We start from the raw sequence: 20,315 nt of genomic DNA, 5'->3' as shown, positions 1-20,315 counted from the left end.
ACTCTGTCAGAAGTTGCTTTGCCTTCTGACAATGTTTCTGTTTTTTCCCCTTACACTGTCAGAAGTTGCCTTGCCTTTTGACAGTGTTTCTGTTTTTTCCTTTTATTCTGTCCGAAGTTGCTTTGCCTTCTGACAGTGTTTCTGTTTTTTCCTTTTATTCTGTCCGAAGTTGCTTTGCCTTCTGACAGTGTTTCTGTTTTTTCCTCTTACTCTGTCCGAAGTTACCATCCCTTTTGACAGTGTTTTACTTTTTCCTCCAACTCTGTCCGAAGGTACCTCAGATTCAGACGGGTTGAATTTTAATTCACTCAATCTGTGCGAAGGTGCTTTTGGATCATAAACAAAAAATACAGATAGCCTCAAATTTTACGAAAAGACCAAAATAAAGAAGACTGATATGCCACTACTATCAATCTTTTTAATAAAGACTACAATATTTTCTCCATCGCCATGACATCAACAAATTTACCATCAAGGATCCCTTGATTTTTAAATACCCCTACTTCCCTAAAACCCATTCTTGTATATAATCCCTGTCCTAATTGATTAAATGGAAAGGTAAATAAAACTATTTTATGGAAGCCATTTTCTTTCGCAAGGAATTCTAGTTCAGCTAGAAGCATTTTGCCAATTCCCTTTCCTCTATATTCTCTTGAAATATAAACAGAAAGATCGGCAACACCGTCATAAGCACATCGGTTATGGTATTGATTCAAAGAAGCCCAGCCAACAATTTGATCTTCATATTCTGCTACAATCACCTTATATCGACCCTGATGCTTCTCAAACCACTCCTTCATATAGGAGATATCTTTTGTTTCCGTTTCAAGCGTGGCAACTCTATCTTCGATACCTTGATTGTAAATAGATTGTATGGACGGAAGATCCAATTCTTCTGCTATTCGTATAACTACCTCTGCCATCATTCACATCTCCTTTAATAAGTAAAATCACATTCTATTTACTAATACACTAGTACAATGAAAAATTTATTTCAATTCCTTATAGGTAACTTTCTTGTAAAAGTCACGTCTAACCATATGGATGTTAGAATCTTCAGAATTAAATTTTAAAAAATAGAAAAAGGGGGATTTTAATGAAATTGATGTTAGTCATTTTATCATTTCTCAGTTTTCTTATTTTTCTTAGTTGGACCATTGTTGCTTCTAAGAAAAAAACAGGTAAAACTAAAGTTCAAATGATTGGTACTGGTGTCTTTCTTCTCTTAACCTTTGGGGCACTTTTCTATTATCAAAATGACTTAACTAAGGAAGTAAAACCACCTAAAGTGGTTAAGACAGTTGCCAAACCTGTGATTGAAGAAAAGCCCAAAGCCGAAGAACAAAACAAAGCAAATGAACAAAAGCCTACAGAGGAGCAGCCCAAAGAAGAACCTGTTGATAAGCGTGTTGCCATTGATCATGGGCCAGGAAGTAAAGTAAGAGGCCCTGCCAATCCACACTATTTAATGGATGTCACATATGATTCTAGTAATCATGTAATAAAGGGCAGCTTGAGTGTCGATTTTCTTAATAACTTAGATGTAGATTTAACAAGCTTGTATTTCAACGTATGGGCAAATGCTAACACCTATTTATTAAAGACTAAAAAAGATGCTAATGTGACATTTGACCAAATAAAGGTAAATGGACAGCTCGCAACCTATTCCCTTGAAGGCACCACTCTACATATATCTAAAGTGAGTGTGAAAAAGAAAGAAAAGGCTAAGGTTGAAATGACCTTTTCAGTGTTTGTTCCAGAAGCACTGGACCGCTTTGGCTGGAATAAAACGACCACCTCATTAGGGAACTGGTTTCCTATTCTTGCCGTTTATGATAATGAGGGGTGGAACGTAGACCCTTATTTCAACGGTGGTGAATCCTTTTATTCGTTATCAGGACAATTTGATGTAACCCTTACAACTGAAAAAGAGCAAATCATCGCTACAACAGGAACCGAAGTTGGAAAGCCGAAGATTAACGGGACATTAGCTACTCATAAATATAAGGCTGAAAATGTCCGGGATTTTGCGATGGAAATGGATCCTACCTATAAGATAAAACAAGCGAAGGTCGGAAATGTAAATGTGAATATTTACTATAAAGATGAACATACGGAATATGTAGATTTAATGGAATACGGTAGTAAGAGTCTTCAATTATTCAGTGAAAAGTTTGGAGCCTATCCATGGCCTGAACTCGATATTTGTTCAATGGAAGGCTGGTTTGGAGGTATGGAATACCCTCAGCTTGTCATGATATCCATACCTTCCGATGGGAAAGCAGCTAGAATTGAATCTACTACCGCACATGAGATTGGTCATCAATGGTTTTATGGAATTATCGGAAATAATGAATTTGATGAACCATGGCTGGATGAATCCTTTGCTAGTTATGCTGCCGCTTTATTCGACCAGACTTTAGATACAAGTCCTCCCGTGGACGAAGTGAGATTAACAGATGGTCACCTCACTCATTCCATTGAAAATTTCTTTGAAAATGGAACAGAAAGTAAACGAAACTATTATTACACTATATATATGTACGGATCCGAAACACTGAATGATCTCCGAAAAGAGTTAGGTGACGACCAATTCTACGCTTCCCTGCAAGCCTATTTTAAAGAGATGAAATTTGGTGTATCGACTACTGCTGATTTTATTAGAATTATGCAAGAGACAAGTAAACAGGATTTAACCAAATTTTTCGAGGATCATCGAGTTTTCCCGGCTGACCAAGAGGTTGTTGAGGTTAGTTCTTAACCAAAAATAAGTATTGAAATGATAAAAGAAAGCCTTCGACCCCAATGATCTATTGGAATCGAAGGCTTTTTAGGTCATTGAATAATGGTATAAATGTCGCCAGCTACTTTTTTGATATCACACTTTTTATCTCTCACATTCAGAAGAAGAACGATGGAAGTTTTATCATTATAATATACATGAAGCGACTCCCATCCCCCAACAACCCCTCTGCTGTAAACCCGGTCATCTTTATGATAAATGCCTAGACCATAACTCGATTTTTGTTTTGTCTCTACCATTTCCATTAAGCTTCTGCTTGAAATAAGCTTACCGCTCATCAAAGCTTCATCAAACAGGCTTACATCAAGTGCTGTAGCGTAAATATCCCCGCAACCAAAAAGCAAAGGCGGATTCAGTGTACTTGCATGAATTATGTGTCCTGCAATTTTGATATATCCTTCAGATGTAAACAAAGCAGGTTTTTCAGAGGTGATAAATCCCGCGTTGACCATGGATGCCTTATTAAAAATATTTTTCTTGATATATTTATGCAAAGGGAGCCCTGATACTTGTTCAACAATATGGCCAAGGACGATGTAGTTAATATCATTATAATCCCAATTTGTACCTGGAAGGAATTTAACACCGCTAATTCCAGCTCTATTAACTATTTCCTTAGGCTCCTTGTCCCCCACATGCCAAATTGGTGAGCGGATTCCCGAAGTATGATTTAACAAATGGACGATCTTCACATTTCTCGAAATGGCGGGAACATATTTAGATACTGATTCTTGAATCCGCAACCTACCGCTTTCTTGAAGTTGAAGAATACAGACCGCAACCATTGTTTTGGTTATGGAACCAATCGGAAAGGTTGTAGATGGATTATTTAACGTTCGATTAGAAATGTTGGAGTATCCGATTCCTTCAGAAAATAACTTCTTCTTGTTTTTCACTACCGCAATACTTCCATTTATATGGTTGGATTGCAAATAGTCTTTAATCTTTTGCTGGACTTGCATTTCCTTTGTTGCAGGTATTACTGAACGGGCAGAAACATTGTGTGAAGGTTTAAAGGTTTCATGGATGTGAAAGCTGGAGAGTATGAGGGGTAGCAAATAAATTAAAAGATATTTATGCTTCATGTTAAGTCCTCATCTTTAAATATTATTTATTGCTTATTTTTAATTAAAAGCTGAGAAATCATTCATAGCTAAAAACATCAAATATGAAAAAATGCCTAAAACCCTATACACTGAAAGGGCTTGATCCGTTTATAGGTAATGACTTACGAGGGGGGACGAACCTTCATATTTCATATAGATTCTATCCCCTCTTATCTCCATGGAAATTCATTGAACTTATTATAAATAAAATTTCATTAGAATAGCTCATTATTGATTAGCTTTAACAGATCATTCATATCAAAAGGATGATACTTTTTAACACTCTCAGAAAAATGAGATATCCTTTGCAATGTGTCTATACTTTCAATTGGATGAGAACCAGAAGCACTCTCTGCGGATAGCATTACAGCATTCGTTCCATCTAACACAGCTTGAAAGATATCGGTTACCTCTGCTCTTGTTGGAACAGCATGTTCGGTCATAGATTGTAACATTTGGGTTGCCGTAACCACATATTTCCCTATTTTGTTACATTCATCTACTATTGATTTTTGTATAAGAGGAATCCATTGGAAAGGCAATTCGACTCCTAAGTCACCTCTTGCAATCATGATAGCATCTGATCTTTCGCATATCTCTTTAAAGTTCTGTAAGGCTTCAAGGGTTTCAATCTTTGCCATTATCTTAGGAGGATTCGGAGTACTCTGTTTCACAAATTCGCGAACATTCTCAATGTGAGTCGGTTTCCTAATAAACGAACAGGCAATAAAGTCTACTTGATTATTAATAAGAAACTGTATATCTTCCTTGTCCTTTTCTGTAATGGCCGGCAATGAGAGTGCAGTGCCGGGTACATTAACTCCTTTTCTCGATGAGATCGTTCCACCTACTTTTACGACTGATTTAATGGAATCAGCATCAATCTCAGATACAGTTAATTCAACCTCACCATCATTGATTAGAATTTTACTCCCCACTTTAACGTCATCAATTAATCCCTTGTAGTCAATACTCCCTACTTGTTTATTACCAACAACTTCATCAGTTGTTAATAAAAATTGATCACCTTCTTGAAGGAGGATGCTGTCATCAGAAAACTGACCTAACCTTATTTTAGGACCTTGAAGATCACCGAGAATTTTTAATTCCTTGCCTTTTTCTTCACTTATTGAACGTACAAGTTGAATAACCTTCTGGTGGCTCTGGTGATTTCCATGAGAAAGATTTAAACGGATCATTGTCATGCCGTGATCGATAAGTTCAGAGATGACCTCCCTACTATTACTAGCTGGCCCAATAGTACATATACGATCTATCATATTTATCCTCCTAATCTAAGACTTCTGCATTTATTTAATAATTCCCGTCCCTGTTATTTCCGCTTCTATTTTCGCCTTTATATCAATGGTTGGAAACGTATCAACCCAATCAATTGCCTTCCATGAATTTGGATGATAGGCCATAACTTTCCTTCCAATTCCAAAGTAATCACAATTAGCTTGTTGTAGTTCCTGTATAACAAATTCAGCCTTTTTTGTTAATTGCTTGGAGATCTCTTTATTCAATTTCTTTATTGCACTTTTCTTAGAAAGCTGATCTAGTGGATATTCTACAGCTGTAATATTTATTTTTAAGGTGATTTCAGCTGAGATTTTATTTTGTTTATCTACTTTCACTTTTAACGTTTGATCCTTTAAAAAAGTACTGGTCGATATGAATTGATTCTGATGCCGTGCTTCTTCTGGATTGACCTTTAAAGTAAACCTTGACACATCGCTATCTTCTCCATTCAGATATAACAAGGTCGTAGCATCTTCACCTTCCAATATCTTTCCTGTGAACTTCTTATCATGAAAAAGTGCCATTCCCAGTATTTCAAAAGAGTCTGTCCCTTTTTTCATTACATATGGCAAGGCAAAATCTTTCCCAGGGTCAAATAAATCAGGGCAAATAGATTGAATAGTTTCAATCGGAATTAGTGTATGTTTTTCTGATCTGTTGATTGCATCCAGCAGCTTTTGACTAATAAAAACTTCTTTTGACTTATTTATTTTCAAAAGATCTTTAGCGGTACCCCGGGTAATCACCAGTTTCGCCGCTAAAGAATTCCTTGGATCTCTATATAAGATATCTAAGATTGGATAGATATCTTTTTTAGCTAAATCTTCTCCTAGGACAAGTACCCGCAATTTATTCGGAGCATATTCCCCGCCTAATTGCTTCTCAATACCTGCTCGAGTATCTCTAAAGGTATTACCTGTAGTACTATAAATAACGTTCGTTGCAGAAGGTTTTCCTACGGCAGCACTATCTGATCTAATTACCCGAATGACTGCAGTATTTAAAAGCTTCTCCCCTTCCGCTACGTCAAGACCAATGCCCAAAACTAAGCTATTATCTTTTAATAGATGTTGATCCCAACACCCCGTTAATAACCATAAGACAAAAACGCCGTAGATGGCTTTCCATTTTCTCATAAAGATGAACTCCTATAGTTGAACTTCTTCCTTACTATGGATATGAATAACGTAAGCAATGGAATTAAGACAATAAAGGCATAACTGCTAAAAGAGACATATTTTCCAAATTGTTCAATTCCGGATTCGGAGGAGAGAAATAACCCAATCAGAAAGACAATGAGCGGCAAGTACCAAACGGGATGCTTTCTTTTGCCTTTATGAAAGAGATTAGCTGCTCCTGAACTTGAAAGATATAAATAGGTTACAAAAGATGTAGACATGGGTATGATCCAAATGGATAAAAAGATTAAATCTAGTCTCTCAATCCACGTAAAATTGACCGCTTTCAATATATACAAAACAGGTTCTGGAACTATCTTGATCTCCTCAGGGCTAAATATCAAATAGCAGCTCACCGAAAAATAACCATAAAACAAAGTAACCATCATATTTGCCAATGAAATGTTTTTTAATGATTGTTTATATGTTCCTTCAACGAAGGGTAAAATCATCAACATTAACTCGAATCCTATCATGGCGACAATCGCATCATGAGCACCTATAACCATATTTTTCAACCCTGATTGACCAATTGGAAATAGATACGCCAATTGAATATTAGTCGAAAATGCGAACCAAGGAAGTGCGATCGATATAATGATTACACCAGTAGCAAGTGTATATAAGCGGGCTAAGACCCTCAAATTGTTTTTGCCAATATAGATCCCTGTTAAAATTAATAGCAATATTAATATAGAAAAAGGTGTATAATTCAGAATCCATTTTTTTAAAAGATCCGCAAACAAAAGAGATAATAAAGACATTACAAGCAAAAAGAAAAGCATGTAAAAAAAATTAATAATTTTCCCTAGAAATTTACCAAAAACGATGACAGTAATTTCATAGATGGTCTTTCCTTTAAATCCCCAAAGTAAAATCCATAATAAAACAATCACTACCTGTATACTAAAACCTGCAATAAGAACAGATATCCAGCCATCACTTTGGGTGTACTTATGAACACTAACAGGAAGTGATAGTAGCCCAATTCCTATTTGGGATTGGAATATCATAAAAAATAATTGTCTTTGGGTAATGCTCTTTTCATTCATTTCGTTTCCACCCTCTAGGATTGCCTATCCGAGTGATATCCTTTGGCCGTGTACTGGTTGGTCTTTTAATAATTTTCCAAAGAGGAAGGCGGATAACAGTAGCTTTATTATCCGATAACTTAAAGGGTGCTAAAGGAGAGAAATAGGGTGTACCAAAGGATTCTAACTTACATAAGTGAACGAGAATCATCATTAACCCGATTACAATCCCGATAAAGCCAAATAGAGAAGAAGCTACCATAAGAGGGAAACCAAGCAAGCGAATCGACGTTCCCATCTCAGTGACAGGTATGGCATATGAAGCGACTGCTGTTAAGGCCACAACCACAACCATAGAATTTGATACTAAATTAGCTTCCACTACCGCAGTCCCGATGACTAAACCTCCAACCACACCAATCGTTTGGGCAATCGGACTCGGCAAACGAGTGGCCGCCTCACTTAATAATTCCAAGATAATAAGCATGGACAAGGCTTCCACAATAGGGATTTCGGGTACATATTCCAATGTTCCTTTTAAAGCAAATACAAGTTCAAACGGGATTACCTCATAATGAAAGGAAACCACTGCAATATATATAGCAGGTAATCCAATAGCAATCATGACACTTAATATTCGGAATATCGTAATAAAGGAACCAATCAGCCATCGATTATTATAATCGTCAGGTGACTGTAAAAAAGCAAAGAAATTAACGGGTGCGATAATAGCTGTCGGATTCCCCTCTGCTAATATGGCAAATCTTCCTTCCATTAAATTAGACACTACCCGATCAGGCCGTTCCGTATTCAACATTTGAGGAAAAGGTGAGAATGATTCATCTTCAATACATTCTTGGATGTGTCCAGGTGCTTGAATATAATCTACCTTTAAGTAAGATAACCGTCGGTATAATTCTTTGATAATGTCGGTGTTAATCAAATCCTCTATATAGATAATCGCAATATCCGTATGGGATCTCTCCCCCAGCGTCATATACCTTACACACAGTTTCGGATTTTTAATGGACCTTCGCACTAATTGAATGTTTGTTTCTAAACTTTCAATGAAACCTACATGTGAACCTCTTAACACTTTTTCACTTAAAGGCTCTTGAATCGTTCTCGTTTCAAGAGTTGAAGTATAGAAAACGGCTGCGTATTTCTTACCTTCCGATATGAAAATAGAATATCCATCTAAGAGCAAACTTGTGGCATCAAATAAGTTATCAATTTTCTTGTCATATATCATTTCATCCATACTGCTCAAAACGCGAGTTAAAACTTTCTCGGAGATTTTTTCCAAATCGACTAGAGATTCAATGTAAAGTAGGGAACCCTTTTCAAATACCTCATAAATAATGAGATCTTCGGTATGAACAAGTGAATTTTGAATAAAGAGTATGTTGTCAGTTAAATTGGCAGAGAAAGATTTCATTTCTTCGTGTTGGAAGTTTTCACATTCATTAGAACTTGTCATTTTTTTTATCTTTTTTCTGAACATGAAAAAACATCCTTTACTCATTTTTTCATCTAAAGTATTTCCAGTATAAATAAGGGTTATTCTATCCATATTCCTTATTCAGACTCGATCTGTTTATGTAATTACCATATTGTACCGAATTATTTTATTAATTATTAATCAGATTTCTCCTAAAACTACGAATAAAGAATGAGGGATTAATGAAATCAGACGCTTATTTGGTAATAAGTGTTAAAATCAAATTAAAGGAAAGGAAAAACAATATGAGTGATAAATCATGGAGGGTTAATAGTTACAAAGAAGGAAAGTACACTGTCAGTGTTAGAAGAAATTTAGAGAATGACCGAATAGATGAAGGCGATTTTCCAGAAAAGGAATATAAGAAAAGTAATAACCTTAAGAAATGAGATTTTATAATTTAGACAATTTATAAGGACAAGACCCCTTGCTCTTGTCCTTCAAATAATCAATTTATCCCGTTTATTAATCGCCCCATTTGCCTCTAAAAGCAAAAAAAGCCCTTGATATCAAGGACTTTTTACGATGACCTGTGAGGAATTCGAACCCCCGACCTCAACCCTGTCAGAGGTGTAAAGTGAATAAGATTATAAAACTTATTATGTTTTAAACAGATGTAATTGGTGGCAGCATTACTTAGGACTTCACTAATAATAAAAATGAAAGATACATAAAAATCATGAACATTAACAGAGCAAATAAACTAGAAACAAAGATTATGGAATGGTTAGAAGGTGTGTAGATTCCACCTTTAATTTCCATTCTTTTCCGTGTGTATTGTATCGTAGATAATACACAAGTTATAAAACCGATAACACACGCAAAGATTCCAAGAATGATGACTAAGGTATTAATGTAGTGATTGGAACTGATTTTAATTGTAAAATGTAATGAAGTTGTTAAAAAACCTACTCCTGTTATCGATATAGCCGTACGTATCCATGCAAGATATGTTCTTTCATTTGCTAAATGCTGCTGTGCATACTTTACACTATCTCCTGATGACTCTTCTATTCTATATAAAGCTTTCATTAATGATTAAATCCCCTTCATTTCCTCTGATCGAGCCGAAAGCCACTTATCCCAAACTTCAGCGAATACCCCGGTCAATGCTAGTGAAACATGTCCACCTTCAAAAACCTCATAAGTTTTATCCTTACTTGAAACAAGGTCCATCACCGGAAGACTTTGCTTATCTAATATAATTGTGTCACGTGAGCAAGAGAAGACAAAAAGCGGGCAGTTTATATTCTTTAAATCCACATTCCTGCCACCAATCACCAATTCTCCCTTTAAGAGTTTGTTCTCTTGATAGAGATCGTTAAACAACTGTTTGAATGCAGCACCTGCAAACGAAGCAGAGTCATTCGTCCACTTATCCATTCGGCGCCACTTTTCTACATATTTCTCATCATGTGCACGGGTGACGAGATTGATCTTAGAACTTGCAAAACCAGGTGATACCATCCTATATATCAAATGCATAATTTCTGATGGAATGGTCCCATGTGCATCAGCAAAACGGTCAAGACTTAGCTGCCCTTTTTGTAGTGCTTCCAGCATTTTATCAGGAAAGATGCCGATACTAAAATCGATTGGTACGGCCGCAAGGGATAAATTCTTAATTGGCAATTCCGTTATGGAAGCCAAGATGGCTGCAATGGTTCCTCCCAGGCAATAGCCGGCAAGGGATATTTCCTTTGCACCTGAATGTCTTAAAGCTCGTTTAAGGGCGTTCTCCAAATAATCAATGATATAATTATCAAGAGTGATATCAGAATCTTCAAGCCCAGGGGAGCCCCAGTCCAATAGGTAGACATCATAGCCGCGCTCGGTAAGTCCGCCTACAACGCTGCTTCCTTCCCCGATGTCAAGAATGTACGCCTTATTTAACAAGGAGTATACAAGAAATAACGGAATCGCATGTCTTTTTTCCTTTGCAGGATAATACCATAGGGTTGCTTTATTTTTCTTCCAGACAGTCTGTCTCGGTGTAGGTACAATATCTGGCTTTGGCTCGGTCATAATTTTATATAGCTGGTTCCACCGTTTCGTTTCTTTTTCTAAATTTAAGTTTGGAAAAAGGGTTGTTCCAAATGCTTTCATTATTTTTAATGCTCCCTTCAATGTTGTTATTTTATTGTGTTAATACCAGTGAGCACTAGTTCTTTATCCTGCTTTTTTTTCGGTTCTTTTTTCTGCTTTTCCTGCTCTATTTCGATGAGACCTCTCTCTATTTCTTTGCGCAATTCCTGAAGGTCAGCATTCATTTTTTGCGTTTCCGCCAGCTCTTGGGCCATCTTTTGGAATTCATTCTTCATTTGCATGACAATATTGACTACTTCTTCGAACATTCCTGAATTTTCTTTAGTAATGGAGCTTACACTATCTTGTAATTTCCAAATTTGTTCTTCTAAAATATCTATTTTTTCTTCTGTCTGAATAGACAACTTTGCGGCATTAGCGACATCTTTCTTTGTCGGGATATTCATTAGTGCCGCAATTTGCTCTTGGTGCTTTCTAAGTCGCTCTAGGTAAAATGAATAGGTGTTTAGGCCTGAACCTGCTGTGCGCACAAATTCTTGGTTGTCTGTTAGGTTATATAATAGGCCAGTTACTTGTTTGTCCCACATTTCACTCAATTGGTTGAATCCAGAAAATAGGTCATAGATTTTTTCATTTGACATATTGTTTCTCCCTTAAATTATGACTTTGAAGGTTCTTCCGTTTTTTCCATATATTTATTTAGCGGTAAGATAAGTTCTTTGAATTGTGTTGTAAACAGATTGACAAATCCTTTTTGAAATTCATATAGAGGATTTCCAGTTTGTTTAACAGTATTGATATATTGCATTCTTCCTTTTTTCCTAAGCACAATATAATGCTCCATCATTTCTACATATTTCTCAATCGATTGGTAGTTTGCAATATTTCGGCACGGTGTACTTAAGAGTGACAATACTGTCTTTTGAATTTGATTCATTTGCGCATTCATTTCCTCATAAGACTGAACCGGAAAGAAATGCTGCAAGGTTGTGGTTGACATTAAAAATTCATCTCGAACAGTCTTCTCCCATTCAGTAAATTCCTTTGTAAATTGCTCTGCTATTGCTATTTTATTTCCCTGATTCCGTTGTACACTTTCAGAGAATCGTCTCACCTTTTCTAAAAAGACTTCGTCGCGATGTTCAGCACACTTTACCCATTCATCAAATTCCTGATATGCAAATTTCCAGAGCAGGTCTAGGCTAGAAACCGATGCTTCATTTTCGCCATCGACAGTGATTGCTTCGTCCTCTTTTTCCTCTTTTAATGGTTCACTTACAGTTTCAAGCGTTTCGTCAACTTCTTGTTTTTTCTTTCGCGTTATTGTTTCTTTCAATGATTCTTTTAGATTATCTTTTTTTGCAGCCATATTTCGCACATCCTTTTAAAATTTTTTTAATCAAAGTTGCCATTAGAGGTTCACTATTCTTTTATCATTCTCAGTTGAGATTCGTTGTTTTGGTTTTCCGAAAAGGTATATGAGTATAGCTGCAATCACCATACCAACTGCCATCCCATAAATGGATGTACTAAAACCACCTGCTGGATTTGAACCAGAAGCTTGGATGAGTTTTCCAAAAATAATTGGAGTAACAATACCTGATGAAGTCATTACTCCATAATAAGTACCAGTCATAACACCTCTCCGCTGTGGGAGTAAGCTAGTTACTGCCGTAGGATTAAGTGTGTTTATTGTGGCTACTAATGTATTTACTAAAGAAAGAAGGATGATTATTGAACCCGAACCATTTAATAGGGGATACATTGAGTACAAAATCCCTGCTAGAATAGCACAAATGGCAGTAAATAGAGTTCGCGACTTCCACAAACTTTGAGTTTTTTTGTATAAACGATCTGAAATGATGGCTAGTACCATTCCAAGTATCGCTCCTATTAATCCGGAAATGGCAATAACCATTGCAGACTGTTGTTCAGATAATCCCTTTACTTTCATTAGGTATGAAGGATTAAAGGTGAGTCCAAAGACAATTAAAGAATAGGCAATAAATGAAGTTAAAGTTGTAAAAATAAAAATGGGAGATCGTAAAGCTTTCCAGATATCTTTCCTCTTAATATTTTGTTTGTTTCCCTGTATATTTACTTCTTCTTCAAAAGATACAGGTGCTTTCATGCGTCCCAGCCAAATCCAACAAATTAACCAGACAAAGCTACAAATACCAGAAACAAAAAACGCCTGCTTCCAACCATAATTTGAGATTAGAAAAACCACAATTGGGGCAGTAACAGCGATCCCCACAATATTGCCAAAATTTATGATCGATATGGCAAGTCCACGTGATTCTGGTTTAAACCATTTACTAATATGGCTGACTGCGGTTGCTTGAAAAGCACCTTCTCCTGCACCTAGTAATACTCTACTAATTATTAGTAGCGGTAGACTTGATACAACCAACAACATAGATTGCGCAATTGTCCAAATAAGTGCCATGATAGCCAGTAATTTCCCAGTTCCATAACGATCAGATAAAGAAGCCCCTATTATTCCAACTATTGAAAACAACCAAAAAAAACTGCTGCCAACAATACCAAACTGAGTGGAGGTTAGATTCAAATCCTCCATAATATGAATTCCGGCTAAACCTGTAATTGATTTATCAGCAAAATTAATAATAGACATAATAAAAATTGCAAGTAAAATAATCCATTTTGTCCATCTTTTCATTACAACTCCAGCCTCTCATCCATTCATTTCTTTCGATAAAAATTAGCAATCATACATAAGGAAATAAGACACCTACTTTGCTCGCCCTAATAGCGAGAAAAATTGAGCAGGTGCTTAATATAAAAAAATTGAATCTAAATATTTTTCTTTGTTAATTAAGGAGTTACGATATTTGGAAGAGCTTCGAACTTATCTAAAAGGGATAAAAATTCATTCAATTTTGTTTGGTCACCAGAAATGATTACTTTACCTGCTGCTACAGCCTGTTCTGGAGAAAGCATACCAAGTCCAATTCCATAGAATGTAAATTGATCAAGAGTTAAGGAAACATCTGAATTAGCATCAAACTTACCAGCTTTATAAATTAAAACGGAATTTTCTAAGTAAATCGCATATTCTTGATTGGAATTTGATAACGTTACATTCAGCGTTATTTTTTTACCCTCTGCTTTTGGACCGTTTAGTTTAACAGCAATCAGCTTTAAGAATTCATCTACTGGCATATTTTTTATGATGCCGGAAACATCTAATGGGGAATTATCTTTATTAATTCCATTTCTTAGTTCCGATGAACCGACAAGATAAATATTACGCCAATTGGCAGATTCAGCTTGGTATCCTAATTGTTCGAATGCATCCGCTAATAAATTTTTTGCCTCCGAATTTTCCGGGTCGGCCATGATGACATTTTTTAATACTTGAGCTACCCAGCGATACTCACCATTTTCAAAGTCAGCTTTTGCCTGTTTCAAAATGTTAGCCGCTCCACCCATGTATTCTACATATTTAAGTCCAGCTTCCACTTGTGGCAATGGGTCTAAATCTGAAGGATGAGCACTATAATAACCTAAGTAAAAATTGTAAATCCCTTTTGAATTATGCTTTAAAGTACCGTAATATCCACGATTCCCCCAATAAGTATCCAATGCTTTTGGAAGTTTGATTGTTTCAGCTATTTCATCCATCGTATATCCGTGATTGGCTAAACGAACAGTCTGATCGTGCATATATTTATATAAATCACGTTGCAATTTCAAATGGTTTAATGCCTGATTCTTACCCCAAACAGGCCATGCATGGATCATGAGCAAGGCATCAATCTCTTTATTTTCAAATAAATCGATTGTTTTATCGAGTGAATTAGCCCAATGAAGGGCATCCCGGGTTTTTGCCCCTCTTACCGTATAAATTTGATGCATCAATTTATTGGCGTTCTCTGATACGAATAATGCTTTGTACTCTTGGATATAAAAATGCATTTCAGCTGGTGCTTCTGTGTTTGGAGTTAATAGAAATTGAAAGGTTACCCCATCGATTTCCATCGTTTGGATTTCGTTTACAATCTCAACAGTAGGTTTTTCAAAACTCATCGTCCCTGAACTCATCGTATTACCTATACCTATAGATACGGAGCCCTTTGTGCCGTCAAGTAAATTTTTCCCAAACTGATACTCTGCTCGACGCGCCATGATTGTCCCTAAAAGCACATTTTCACTTAACGCTTCTTCTGTAAAATATTGGGGAACTATAACTGGAATATCTGGATTCTCCGCATATTTTAGAACTGCTTGAATACCGCCAAAATGGTCAGCATGACTTTGACTAATAATGATGGCTGAAACTGGCTTTCTTGGACGATGTTTATAATATAATTCCATTGCAGCTTCAGCAGTTTCAGTGCTTCCTAATGCATCACAGACAATGACTCCTTGTTTACCTTCAAAAAAGAAAGTGGTGGCGATTGATTGTCCACGAATTTGATAAACCCCTTCTACTACTTCAAACAAACCCGAGATAGCCTGTAATTGGGCATTTCTCCATAAACTTGGATTCACTGTGTCCGGAGCCGTGTCGTTTAGATATTCTAACGATTCTATGTCCCAGATGATTTCCCCAGAATCATCCTTAATCACGTTGGATTCTAAAGGTGCAATAAAGCCTCGGTTTGCATCTACGAAATCCTGTAAATCATCAAAATTTAGAGATTCGTACACTGCTAAATTTGCCTTTTTTGTAAAAGAAGTTGCGGACATAGGTTGAGTTGAAACTTTACTTTTCATACAAACCTCCAAGGATTATTATTTTAAATTTTAAAAAAAGGAAAACACTTTTGACTACCTGGCTATAATGTCAGTTCACCAACCAAACATTAAGAGGAGTTTTCAAGTGTTTTCCATATAACTAGATTGCCAGACTATGAAATGTAAAATTAGCGCTTTACATCTTGTAAACGAGATTAAGCCTTTATCGCAGGTACCTCGAAAACTTCATTTATCACTTTGGTGATTATCGTGGCTGGTATCTTATAGAAAACTCCGGCAGGGTCATTATGAACAGCTGGTACCAAATGTTGAAGCGTCTCTTCGTTACATTCAAATTCACCAAAAGTGTCTGGCAAATTCACTGCTTTGCGGAGATCTCTTATATATTGGACAACTTCCGCTAAACATTTCTCTGGTTGCTCTGATGGATTTGCGATTCCCAACGCTTGGGCAAACCCCGTAATTCTTGGCAAATAGTACGTCGGCAGGGACTCCATTACATTTGGCAACAATACAGCGTTTGCAAGCCCGTGCGGGATATGAAATTTTGCCCCTAACGCATGTGCCATGTTATGGACTGGAACCGCATTCATCGCAAGGCAAAAAGCAGAGATAGCCATCGAACTTGCCATTAGCATATTCGCTCTTGCTGAAAGATCGTCCCCTTTTCGAACAGCAGTTTCTAAATTGTCTACAATCATTCGAATCGATTGAATTGCATAGGCGTCTGTCATCGGATTGGCCTTTTGTGAAAAATAAGCCTCCACTGCATGAGTTAATGCGTCAAATCCTGTAAAGGCAGTGATTTTAGGAGGAAGCCCTACAGTTAAATCCGGATCCAGAATCGCCATATCTGCATTGATAAATGGATGAAGAAGATTTGTTTTTATTCCAATCTTTTCATTAAGGATAACGGCTACTGGTGATACTTCAGCACCCGTACCCGCCGTTGTCGCAATAGCTACATGCGGAATAAAAATATATTGGGCTTCTGGCCACCACTCCATCACATTTCCGGTAAGAAGGGAATCACGTATATCATTCAAACCTTTATGGAGCATCCACTTGATCCCTTTTACCGTATCCAAAACGCTGCCGCCACCAAGAGCAATTAAGGAATCACCGTTGCATTCTTTAAAGAAACGAGCTCCTCGATTAATAATTTCACCTTTTGCATCCTGTTCGATATCTTCAAACACCCCAACCAGCTCAGGCGTACCCGGCATGATTTCAAATAATTCTTTAATTTGAGCTGTAATTCCGGCCTGGGTTAAACCCTTATCCGTGAAAAGTACTGCTCGTTTACCCCCAAGCCCTTTTATCATCTCAGGAAGCAAAGTTCTTGATCCCGCCCCGCTATTTACAACCGTTCGAACAGAAAATTGAAAAAATGATGTCGACATAGAATCACCTGCTTTTTTATTTTTTTATTAATAAATGAATCTGTATTATCCCAATAATATTTGGTACCAATGTTTTTGGCTTACTTCAGGTACAAGTGAACAGTGAACATGCTTTAGCTGCGAATATTCGTCCAGTGCATGGCGGCCTAGCTCTCGCCCGAAACCGCTTTGCTTGTATCCCCCAAATGGAGCATCACTGCGGAGCATATGCCAATCATTGATCCAGATCGTTCCAGCCTTTAATTCACGAGCTATTTTCATTCCTTTATTTACATCTTTTGTCCAAACTCCACCTGCTAATCCATAAATCGTATCATTCGCGATTTCGATTGCTTCCTCAATTGTGGAGTAACGGATGACTGAGAGCACAGGACCGAAGATTTCTTCTCTAGCAATCTTCATGTCATTATGAACATCGGCAAAAATGGTAGGCTCAATATAATAGCCATTTTCAAATCCTTCAACAATTGCACGCTTTCCTCCGCAAATCAATCGTGCCCCTTCTTGAATTCCGGATTCAATATAAGAAAGTACGGTATCCAATTGTTGCTGAGATACCATCGGTCCCATTCCTGTTGCGATATCTAATGGATTTCCAATTTTAATCGTGCTGGCAAGTTCAGCTAATTGTTCAATTACTTGTTCATAAATGGAATCATGTACTAATACACGCGTACCGGATTCACAAACTTGTCCAGAGTGTGTCAAGAATCCGAATAAAATGCCAGGAATGGTAATGCTCATGTCAGCATCAGGCAATACGATTGCCGGTGATTTCCCGCCTAACTCAAGCGTGACACGTTTCACCGTTTTAGATGCCTGCTCCATAATGCGGCTCCCTACTTCTGTAGAACCGGTAAATGCTACTTTGTCTACACTTGGATGCGTGACAAGTGCTTCTCCAATGCTGGCACCAGGGCCAGGTACAACATTGAATACACCTGCCGGGATTCCAGCTTGAGCAGCCAATTCAGCTAATTTCAAGGTAGATAACGGAGTATTGGATGCTGGTTTAACTACGATCGAGTTCCCCATAGCTAACGCAGGAGCAATTTTCCACATTGCTAAAATCATTGGAAAGTTCCAAGCAGTTATAGCTGCTACCACCCCAAGCGGCTCTCGCCAAACTTGATTATTACTTGGTCCAGGAAATGGGACAGTAGGAAGAGACTCAACATACGGATACTCGACAGTAAACTTTGCAGTTTGCTGTAAGAGATCCACAATGGATAGGATGTCTAAGTTTGAAATCCGTCGAACGGTAGCTCCCGAACTAATAGACTCTAAATAACCCAATTCTTCAGCATGTTCAATGATCTTATTTCCAAATTGGACAAGTACGTGAGCACGTTCTTGTGGAGATTTTTTAGACCATACTCCTGAATCAAAAGCCTGGCGGGCAGATGAAACAGCTGCCTCTACATCTTCTTTCCCAGCTTTCGCCACCTTAGCCGCGACTTCACCAGTTGCAGGGTTTATTACATTAAACGTTTCTCCGCTTATAGCTGGCTTCCACTCTCCATTTAAAAAGAGTGGAAATTCCAATACTTGCACTGTTGATACCATAGAAATTCCTCCTTGTTATTTACTCATTAAAAATCCACCAATTGTTTTTTAGACAAGTTCTTTATCAAACTTATTAAACTTCCACTGGTTCAACACGCAAAGCTCTTCTCAAAATTTTACCTGTACTGTTCTTAGGTAATTCCTTCATAAATTCCACTAGCTTTGGAAGCTTGTACTTTGCAAGCTTGTCCTTGCAGAAATGCAAGATGTCATCCATCGTTAAACATTCATCGTTAGATACAACGAAAGCCTTTACAATCTCTCCATATTCTGTATCCGTAATCCCTATTACAGCTGCTTCCACAATAGCCGGGTGTTGATATAATACTTCTTCCACTTCTCTCGGATAGACGTTGTACCCGCCAACAAGGATCATATCTTTTTTACGGTCCACGATATATATGTATCCTTCTTCATCCATTCGGGCCAAATCACCTGTATAAAACCATCCATCTTTCAAGGCTGAAAATGTAGCTTCCGGCATTCCTAAATACCCCATCATCACATTCGGACCTTTTACAATCAATTCTCCGACTTCTCCTCTTGGAACTTCCATTCCATCCGGATCCACCACTTTGTTCTTTACATCTGGTATATCTATACCAACAGAACCAGGTTTACGTGTTCCCCGCAATGGGTTGAAAGCTGTAACAGGGGCAGTTTCAGAAAGCCCATAGCCTTCTATAATTTGAACGTTATACTTTTCTTCAAATCGATGAAGCAGTTCAACCGGAATCGAAGCACCACCTGAAAAACAAGCGCGAATAGAAGAGAAATCTGCTGCTGTTGTCTCGGGCAACTGAAGCATGAAGCTAAACATGGTTGGAACCCCAGCAAACAAGGTCGCTTTCTCTCTTCTAATCGTTTTTATTACCTCAACAGGACTAAATTTCGGAACAATGACAATTGTTGCCCCACAGGCAATGGGCAAGTTGATACAAACCGACATAGAAAACACATGGAACATTGGAAGAACAGTAATCATACGGTCTCCTTCTGTGAACTCTGTAAGCTTAGATAATGATTCAACATTGGAAGCCATATTTCGATGGGATAGCATGGCACCTTTCGGCTTTCCAGTTGTTCCGGAAGTATAGAGAATGACTGCCAGATCATCCTCATGGATAGAAGGGCTTACAAAAATATCATTTGTTTCTTGAAAGAGAACCTCCCATGACAATTCAGACTTGATCGATTCTGTATAGATGACCATCTTCAAATTTTCTAATTGCTCTTTCAATGGAGAAATTGTTGACTCTAAAGGAGAATCAGTAATCACAGCTTTCGCATGGCTATTTGATAAAATATAAGAAATTTCTCCTGAAGTGAAGGTTGGATTAATTGGAACAACTACTGCACCTGCACGAAGAATCCCATAGTAAGCAGTTACAAACTCAGGGCAATTTCCAAGAAGTAAAGCAACTTTGTCCCCTTTTCTGAGTCCTATTGAAGATAACCCCGCTGCAACACAATCTACCTCATTATCAAGATCTGCATACGTTGTACTTTGGTACAAAAACGTATAGGCTATATTACTTGGATATCTTTCTGCACTGTTCTTTAAATTCTCATTCAAATTCAAAACCATTCTTTTCTTACTCCCCCACTCTTTTAAAGTTTAAGAAAATTAAGAATTACTTGAATTTATTATATA

Annotated in this window: 17 protein-coding genes; 2 read left to right on the top strand and 15 right to left on the bottom strand. The window is 37.3% G+C overall.

Annotated elements, in window-relative coordinates; all coding sequences use genetic code 11:
- Window positions 1-428: 428 nt before the first annotated feature.
- A complete protein-coding gene (locus AC3A54_RS22395; RefSeq protein ID WP_487656300.1) occupies window positions 429-923 on the bottom strand; it encodes an arsinothricin resistance N-acetyltransferase ArsN1 family A in 495 nt (164 codons plus the stop codon).
- A 173-nt stretch (window positions 924-1,096) separates the two neighbouring features.
- On the opposite strand from AC3A54_RS22395, the gene AC3A54_RS22390 reads away from it, so the two are divergent.
- Window positions 1,097-2,761: a M1 family metallopeptidase gene (locus AC3A54_RS22390; RefSeq protein WP_487656299.1), complete on the top strand. Its 1,665-nt coding sequence runs from the start codon at window positions 1,097-1,099 to the stop codon at window positions 2,759-2,761.
- Between the two features lie 74 nt (window positions 2,762-2,835).
- Here AC3A54_RS22390 and AC3A54_RS22385 read toward each other — a convergent pair whose 3' ends face one another.
- The 5 genes from AC3A54_RS22385 to AC3A54_RS22365 form a co-directional block, all read right to left on the bottom strand.
- The gene (locus AC3A54_RS22385; RefSeq protein WP_487656298.1) at window positions 2,836-3,888 is read right to left on the bottom strand and encodes a serine hydrolase domain-containing protein; all 1,053 of its coding nucleotides are present in this window, start codon (window positions 3,886-3,888) and stop codon (window positions 2,836-2,838) included.
- Between the two features lie 236 nt (window positions 3,889-4,124).
- Window positions 4,125-5,189 carry a pyruvate kinase gene (pyk, locus tag AC3A54_RS22380; RefSeq protein ID WP_487656297.1) on the bottom strand — a complete coding sequence of 355 codons (1,065 nt, stop codon included), beginning with the start codon at window positions 5,187-5,189 and terminating at the stop codon, window positions 4,125-4,127.
- Between the two features lie 30 nt (window positions 5,190-5,219).
- The gene (locus tag AC3A54_RS22375) at window positions 5,220-6,347 is read right to left on the bottom strand and encodes a Ger(x)C family spore germination protein (RefSeq protein ID WP_487656296.1); all 1,128 of its coding nucleotides are present in this window, start codon (window positions 6,345-6,347) and stop codon (window positions 5,220-5,222) included.
- On the bottom strand, window positions 6,344-7,441 hold the full coding sequence (locus AC3A54_RS22370) for a GerAB/ArcD/ProY family transporter (RefSeq protein ID WP_487656295.1): 1,098 nt from the start codon (window positions 7,439-7,441) through the stop codon (window positions 6,344-6,346). Before AC3A54_RS22370 ends, AC3A54_RS22375 begins: the two co-directional genes overlap by 4 nt.
- The gene (locus AC3A54_RS22365; protein WP_487656294.1) at window positions 7,434-8,924 is read right to left on the bottom strand and encodes a spore germination protein; all 1,491 of its coding nucleotides are present in this window, start codon (window positions 8,922-8,924) and stop codon (window positions 7,434-7,436) included. The genes AC3A54_RS22370 and AC3A54_RS22365 overlap by 8 nt, the downstream gene beginning before the upstream one ends.
- Before the next feature lie 179 nt (window positions 8,925-9,103).
- Between AC3A54_RS22365 and AC3A54_RS22360 the strand changes: the two genes are divergently transcribed.
- Complete coding sequence (locus AC3A54_RS22360) at window positions 9,104-9,310, top strand: hypothetical protein (protein ID WP_487656293.1); 207 nt, start codon at window positions 9,104-9,106, stop codon at window positions 9,308-9,310.
- A 247-nt stretch (window positions 9,311-9,557) separates the two neighbouring features.
- Here the strand turns inward: AC3A54_RS22360 and AC3A54_RS22355 are convergent, their stop codons facing one another.
- The 9 genes from AC3A54_RS22355 to AC3A54_RS22315 all read right to left on the bottom strand — a co-directional run bounded on the left by AC3A54_RS22355 (window position 9,558) and on the right by AC3A54_RS22315 (window position 20,249).
- The gene (locus tag AC3A54_RS22355; protein ID WP_487656292.1) at window positions 9,558-9,953 is read right to left on the bottom strand and encodes a YidH family protein; all 396 of its coding nucleotides are present in this window, start codon (window positions 9,951-9,953) and stop codon (window positions 9,558-9,560) included.
- A gap of 6 nt (window positions 9,954-9,959) precedes the next feature.
- Window positions 9,960-11,027 (bottom strand): alpha/beta fold hydrolase, encoded by a 1,068-nt coding sequence (locus AC3A54_RS22350; RefSeq protein ID WP_487656291.1) that lies wholly within the window; start codon window positions 11,025-11,027, stop codon window positions 9,960-9,962.
- Between the two features lie 26 nt (window positions 11,028-11,053).
- Window positions 11,054-11,608: a polyhydroxyalkanoate biosynthesis repressor PhaR gene (locus AC3A54_RS22345; RefSeq protein WP_487656290.1), complete on the bottom strand. Its 555-nt coding sequence runs from the start codon at window positions 11,606-11,608 to the stop codon at window positions 11,054-11,056.
- A gap of 17 nt (window positions 11,609-11,625) precedes the next feature.
- Window positions 11,626-12,336, bottom strand: a complete 711-nt coding sequence (locus AC3A54_RS22340; RefSeq protein WP_487656289.1) for a hypothetical protein — start codon at window positions 12,334-12,336, stop codon at window positions 11,626-11,628.
- A gap of 42 nt (window positions 12,337-12,378) precedes the next feature.
- Window positions 12,379-13,650: an MFS transporter gene (locus AC3A54_RS22335; RefSeq protein ID WP_487656288.1), complete on the bottom strand. Its 1,272-nt coding sequence runs from the start codon at window positions 13,648-13,650 to the stop codon at window positions 12,379-12,381.
- 155 nt (window positions 13,651-13,805) lie between these two features.
- Entirely contained in the window at window positions 13,806-15,710 is a 1,905-nt protein-coding gene (locus tag AC3A54_RS22330; RefSeq protein ID WP_487656287.1) for an alkyl/aryl-sulfatase, read from the bottom strand.
- A gap of 176 nt (window positions 15,711-15,886) precedes the next feature.
- Window positions 15,887-17,095 (bottom strand): iron-containing alcohol dehydrogenase, encoded by a 1,209-nt coding sequence (locus AC3A54_RS22325; RefSeq protein WP_308080481.1) that lies wholly within the window; start codon window positions 17,093-17,095, stop codon window positions 15,887-15,889.
- 45 nt (window positions 17,096-17,140) lie between these two features.
- Complete coding sequence (locus tag AC3A54_RS22320; protein ID WP_487656286.1) at window positions 17,141-18,661, bottom strand: aldehyde dehydrogenase family protein; 1,521 nt, start codon at window positions 18,659-18,661, stop codon at window positions 17,141-17,143.
- A 73-nt stretch (window positions 18,662-18,734) separates the two neighbouring features.
- A complete protein-coding gene (locus AC3A54_RS22315) occupies window positions 18,735-20,249 on the bottom strand; it encodes a long-chain-fatty-acid--CoA ligase (protein WP_487656285.1) in 1,515 nt (504 codons plus the stop codon).
- Window positions 20,250-20,315: the final 66 nt, after the last annotated feature.

The organism is Neobacillus sp. Soil_C_43 (assembly GCF_057656715.1).
The sequence above is the reverse complement of the archived record's forward strand: the minus strand, read 5'-3'. Positions and strand labels throughout refer to the sequence as shown.

What these genes read in the sequence shown, in the direction of transcription:
- AC3A54_RS22330 (WP_487656287.1), bottom strand. Translation starts at nt 15,710, where the DNA reads ATGAAAAGTAAAGTTTCAACTCAACCTATGTCCGCAACTTCTTTTACA.
- AC3A54_RS22375 (WP_487656296.1), bottom strand. Translation starts at nt 6,347, where the DNA reads ATGAGAAAATGGAAAGCCATCTACGGCGTTTTTGTCTTATGGTTATTA.
- AC3A54_RS22385 (WP_487656298.1), bottom strand. Translation starts at nt 3,888, where the DNA reads ATGAAGCATAAATATCTTTTAATTTATTTGCTACCCCTCATACTCTCC.
- AC3A54_RS22340 (WP_487656289.1), bottom strand. Translation starts at nt 12,336, where the DNA reads ATGGCTGCAAAAAAAGATAATCTAAAAGAATCATTGAAAGAAACAATA.
- AC3A54_RS22320 (WP_487656286.1), bottom strand. Translation starts at nt 18,661, where the DNA reads ATGGTATCAACAGTGCAAGTATTGGAATTTCCACTCTTTTTAAATGGA.
- AC3A54_RS22335 (WP_487656288.1), bottom strand. Translation starts at nt 13,650, where the DNA reads ATGAAAAGATGGACAAAATGGATTATTTTACTTGCAATTTTTATTATG.
- AC3A54_RS22350 (WP_487656291.1), bottom strand. Translation starts at nt 11,027, where the DNA reads ATGAAAGCATTTGGAACAACCCTTTTTCCAAACTTAAATTTAGAAAAA.
- AC3A54_RS22355 (WP_487656292.1), bottom strand. Translation starts at nt 9,953, where the DNA reads ATGAAAGCTTTATATAGAATAGAAGAGTCATCAGGAGATAGTGTAAAG.
- pyk (WP_487656297.1), bottom strand. Translation starts at nt 5,189, where the DNA reads ATGATAGATCGTATATGTACTATTGGGCCAGCTAGTAATAGTAGGGAG.
- AC3A54_RS22390 (WP_487656299.1), top strand. Translation starts at nt 1,097, where the DNA reads ATGAAATTGATGTTAGTCATTTTATCATTTCTCAGTTTTCTTATTTTT.
- AC3A54_RS22395 (WP_487656300.1), bottom strand. Translation starts at nt 923, where the DNA reads ATGGCAGAGGTAGTTATACGAATAGCAGAAGAATTGGATCTTCCGTCC.
- AC3A54_RS22370 (WP_487656295.1), bottom strand. Translation starts at nt 7,441, where the DNA reads ATGAATGAAAAGAGCATTACCCAAAGACAATTATTTTTTATGATATTC.
- AC3A54_RS22365 (WP_487656294.1), bottom strand. Translation starts at nt 8,924, where the DNA reads ATGTTCAGAAAAAAGATAAAAAAAATGACAAGTTCTAATGAATGTGAA.
- AC3A54_RS22345 (WP_487656290.1), bottom strand. Translation starts at nt 11,608, where the DNA reads ATGTCAAATGAAAAAATCTATGACCTATTTTCTGGATTCAACCAATTG.
- AC3A54_RS22325 (WP_308080481.1), bottom strand. Translation starts at nt 17,095, where the DNA reads ATGTCGACATCATTTTTTCAATTTTCTGTTCGAACGGTTGTAAATAGC.
- AC3A54_RS22360 (WP_487656293.1), top strand. Translation starts at nt 9,104, where the DNA reads ATGAAATCAGACGCTTATTTGGTAATAAGTGTTAAAATCAAATTAAAG.
- AC3A54_RS22315 (WP_487656285.1), bottom strand. Translation starts at nt 20,249, where the DNA reads ATGGTTTTGAATTTGAATGAGAATTTAAAGAACAGTGCAGAAAGATAT.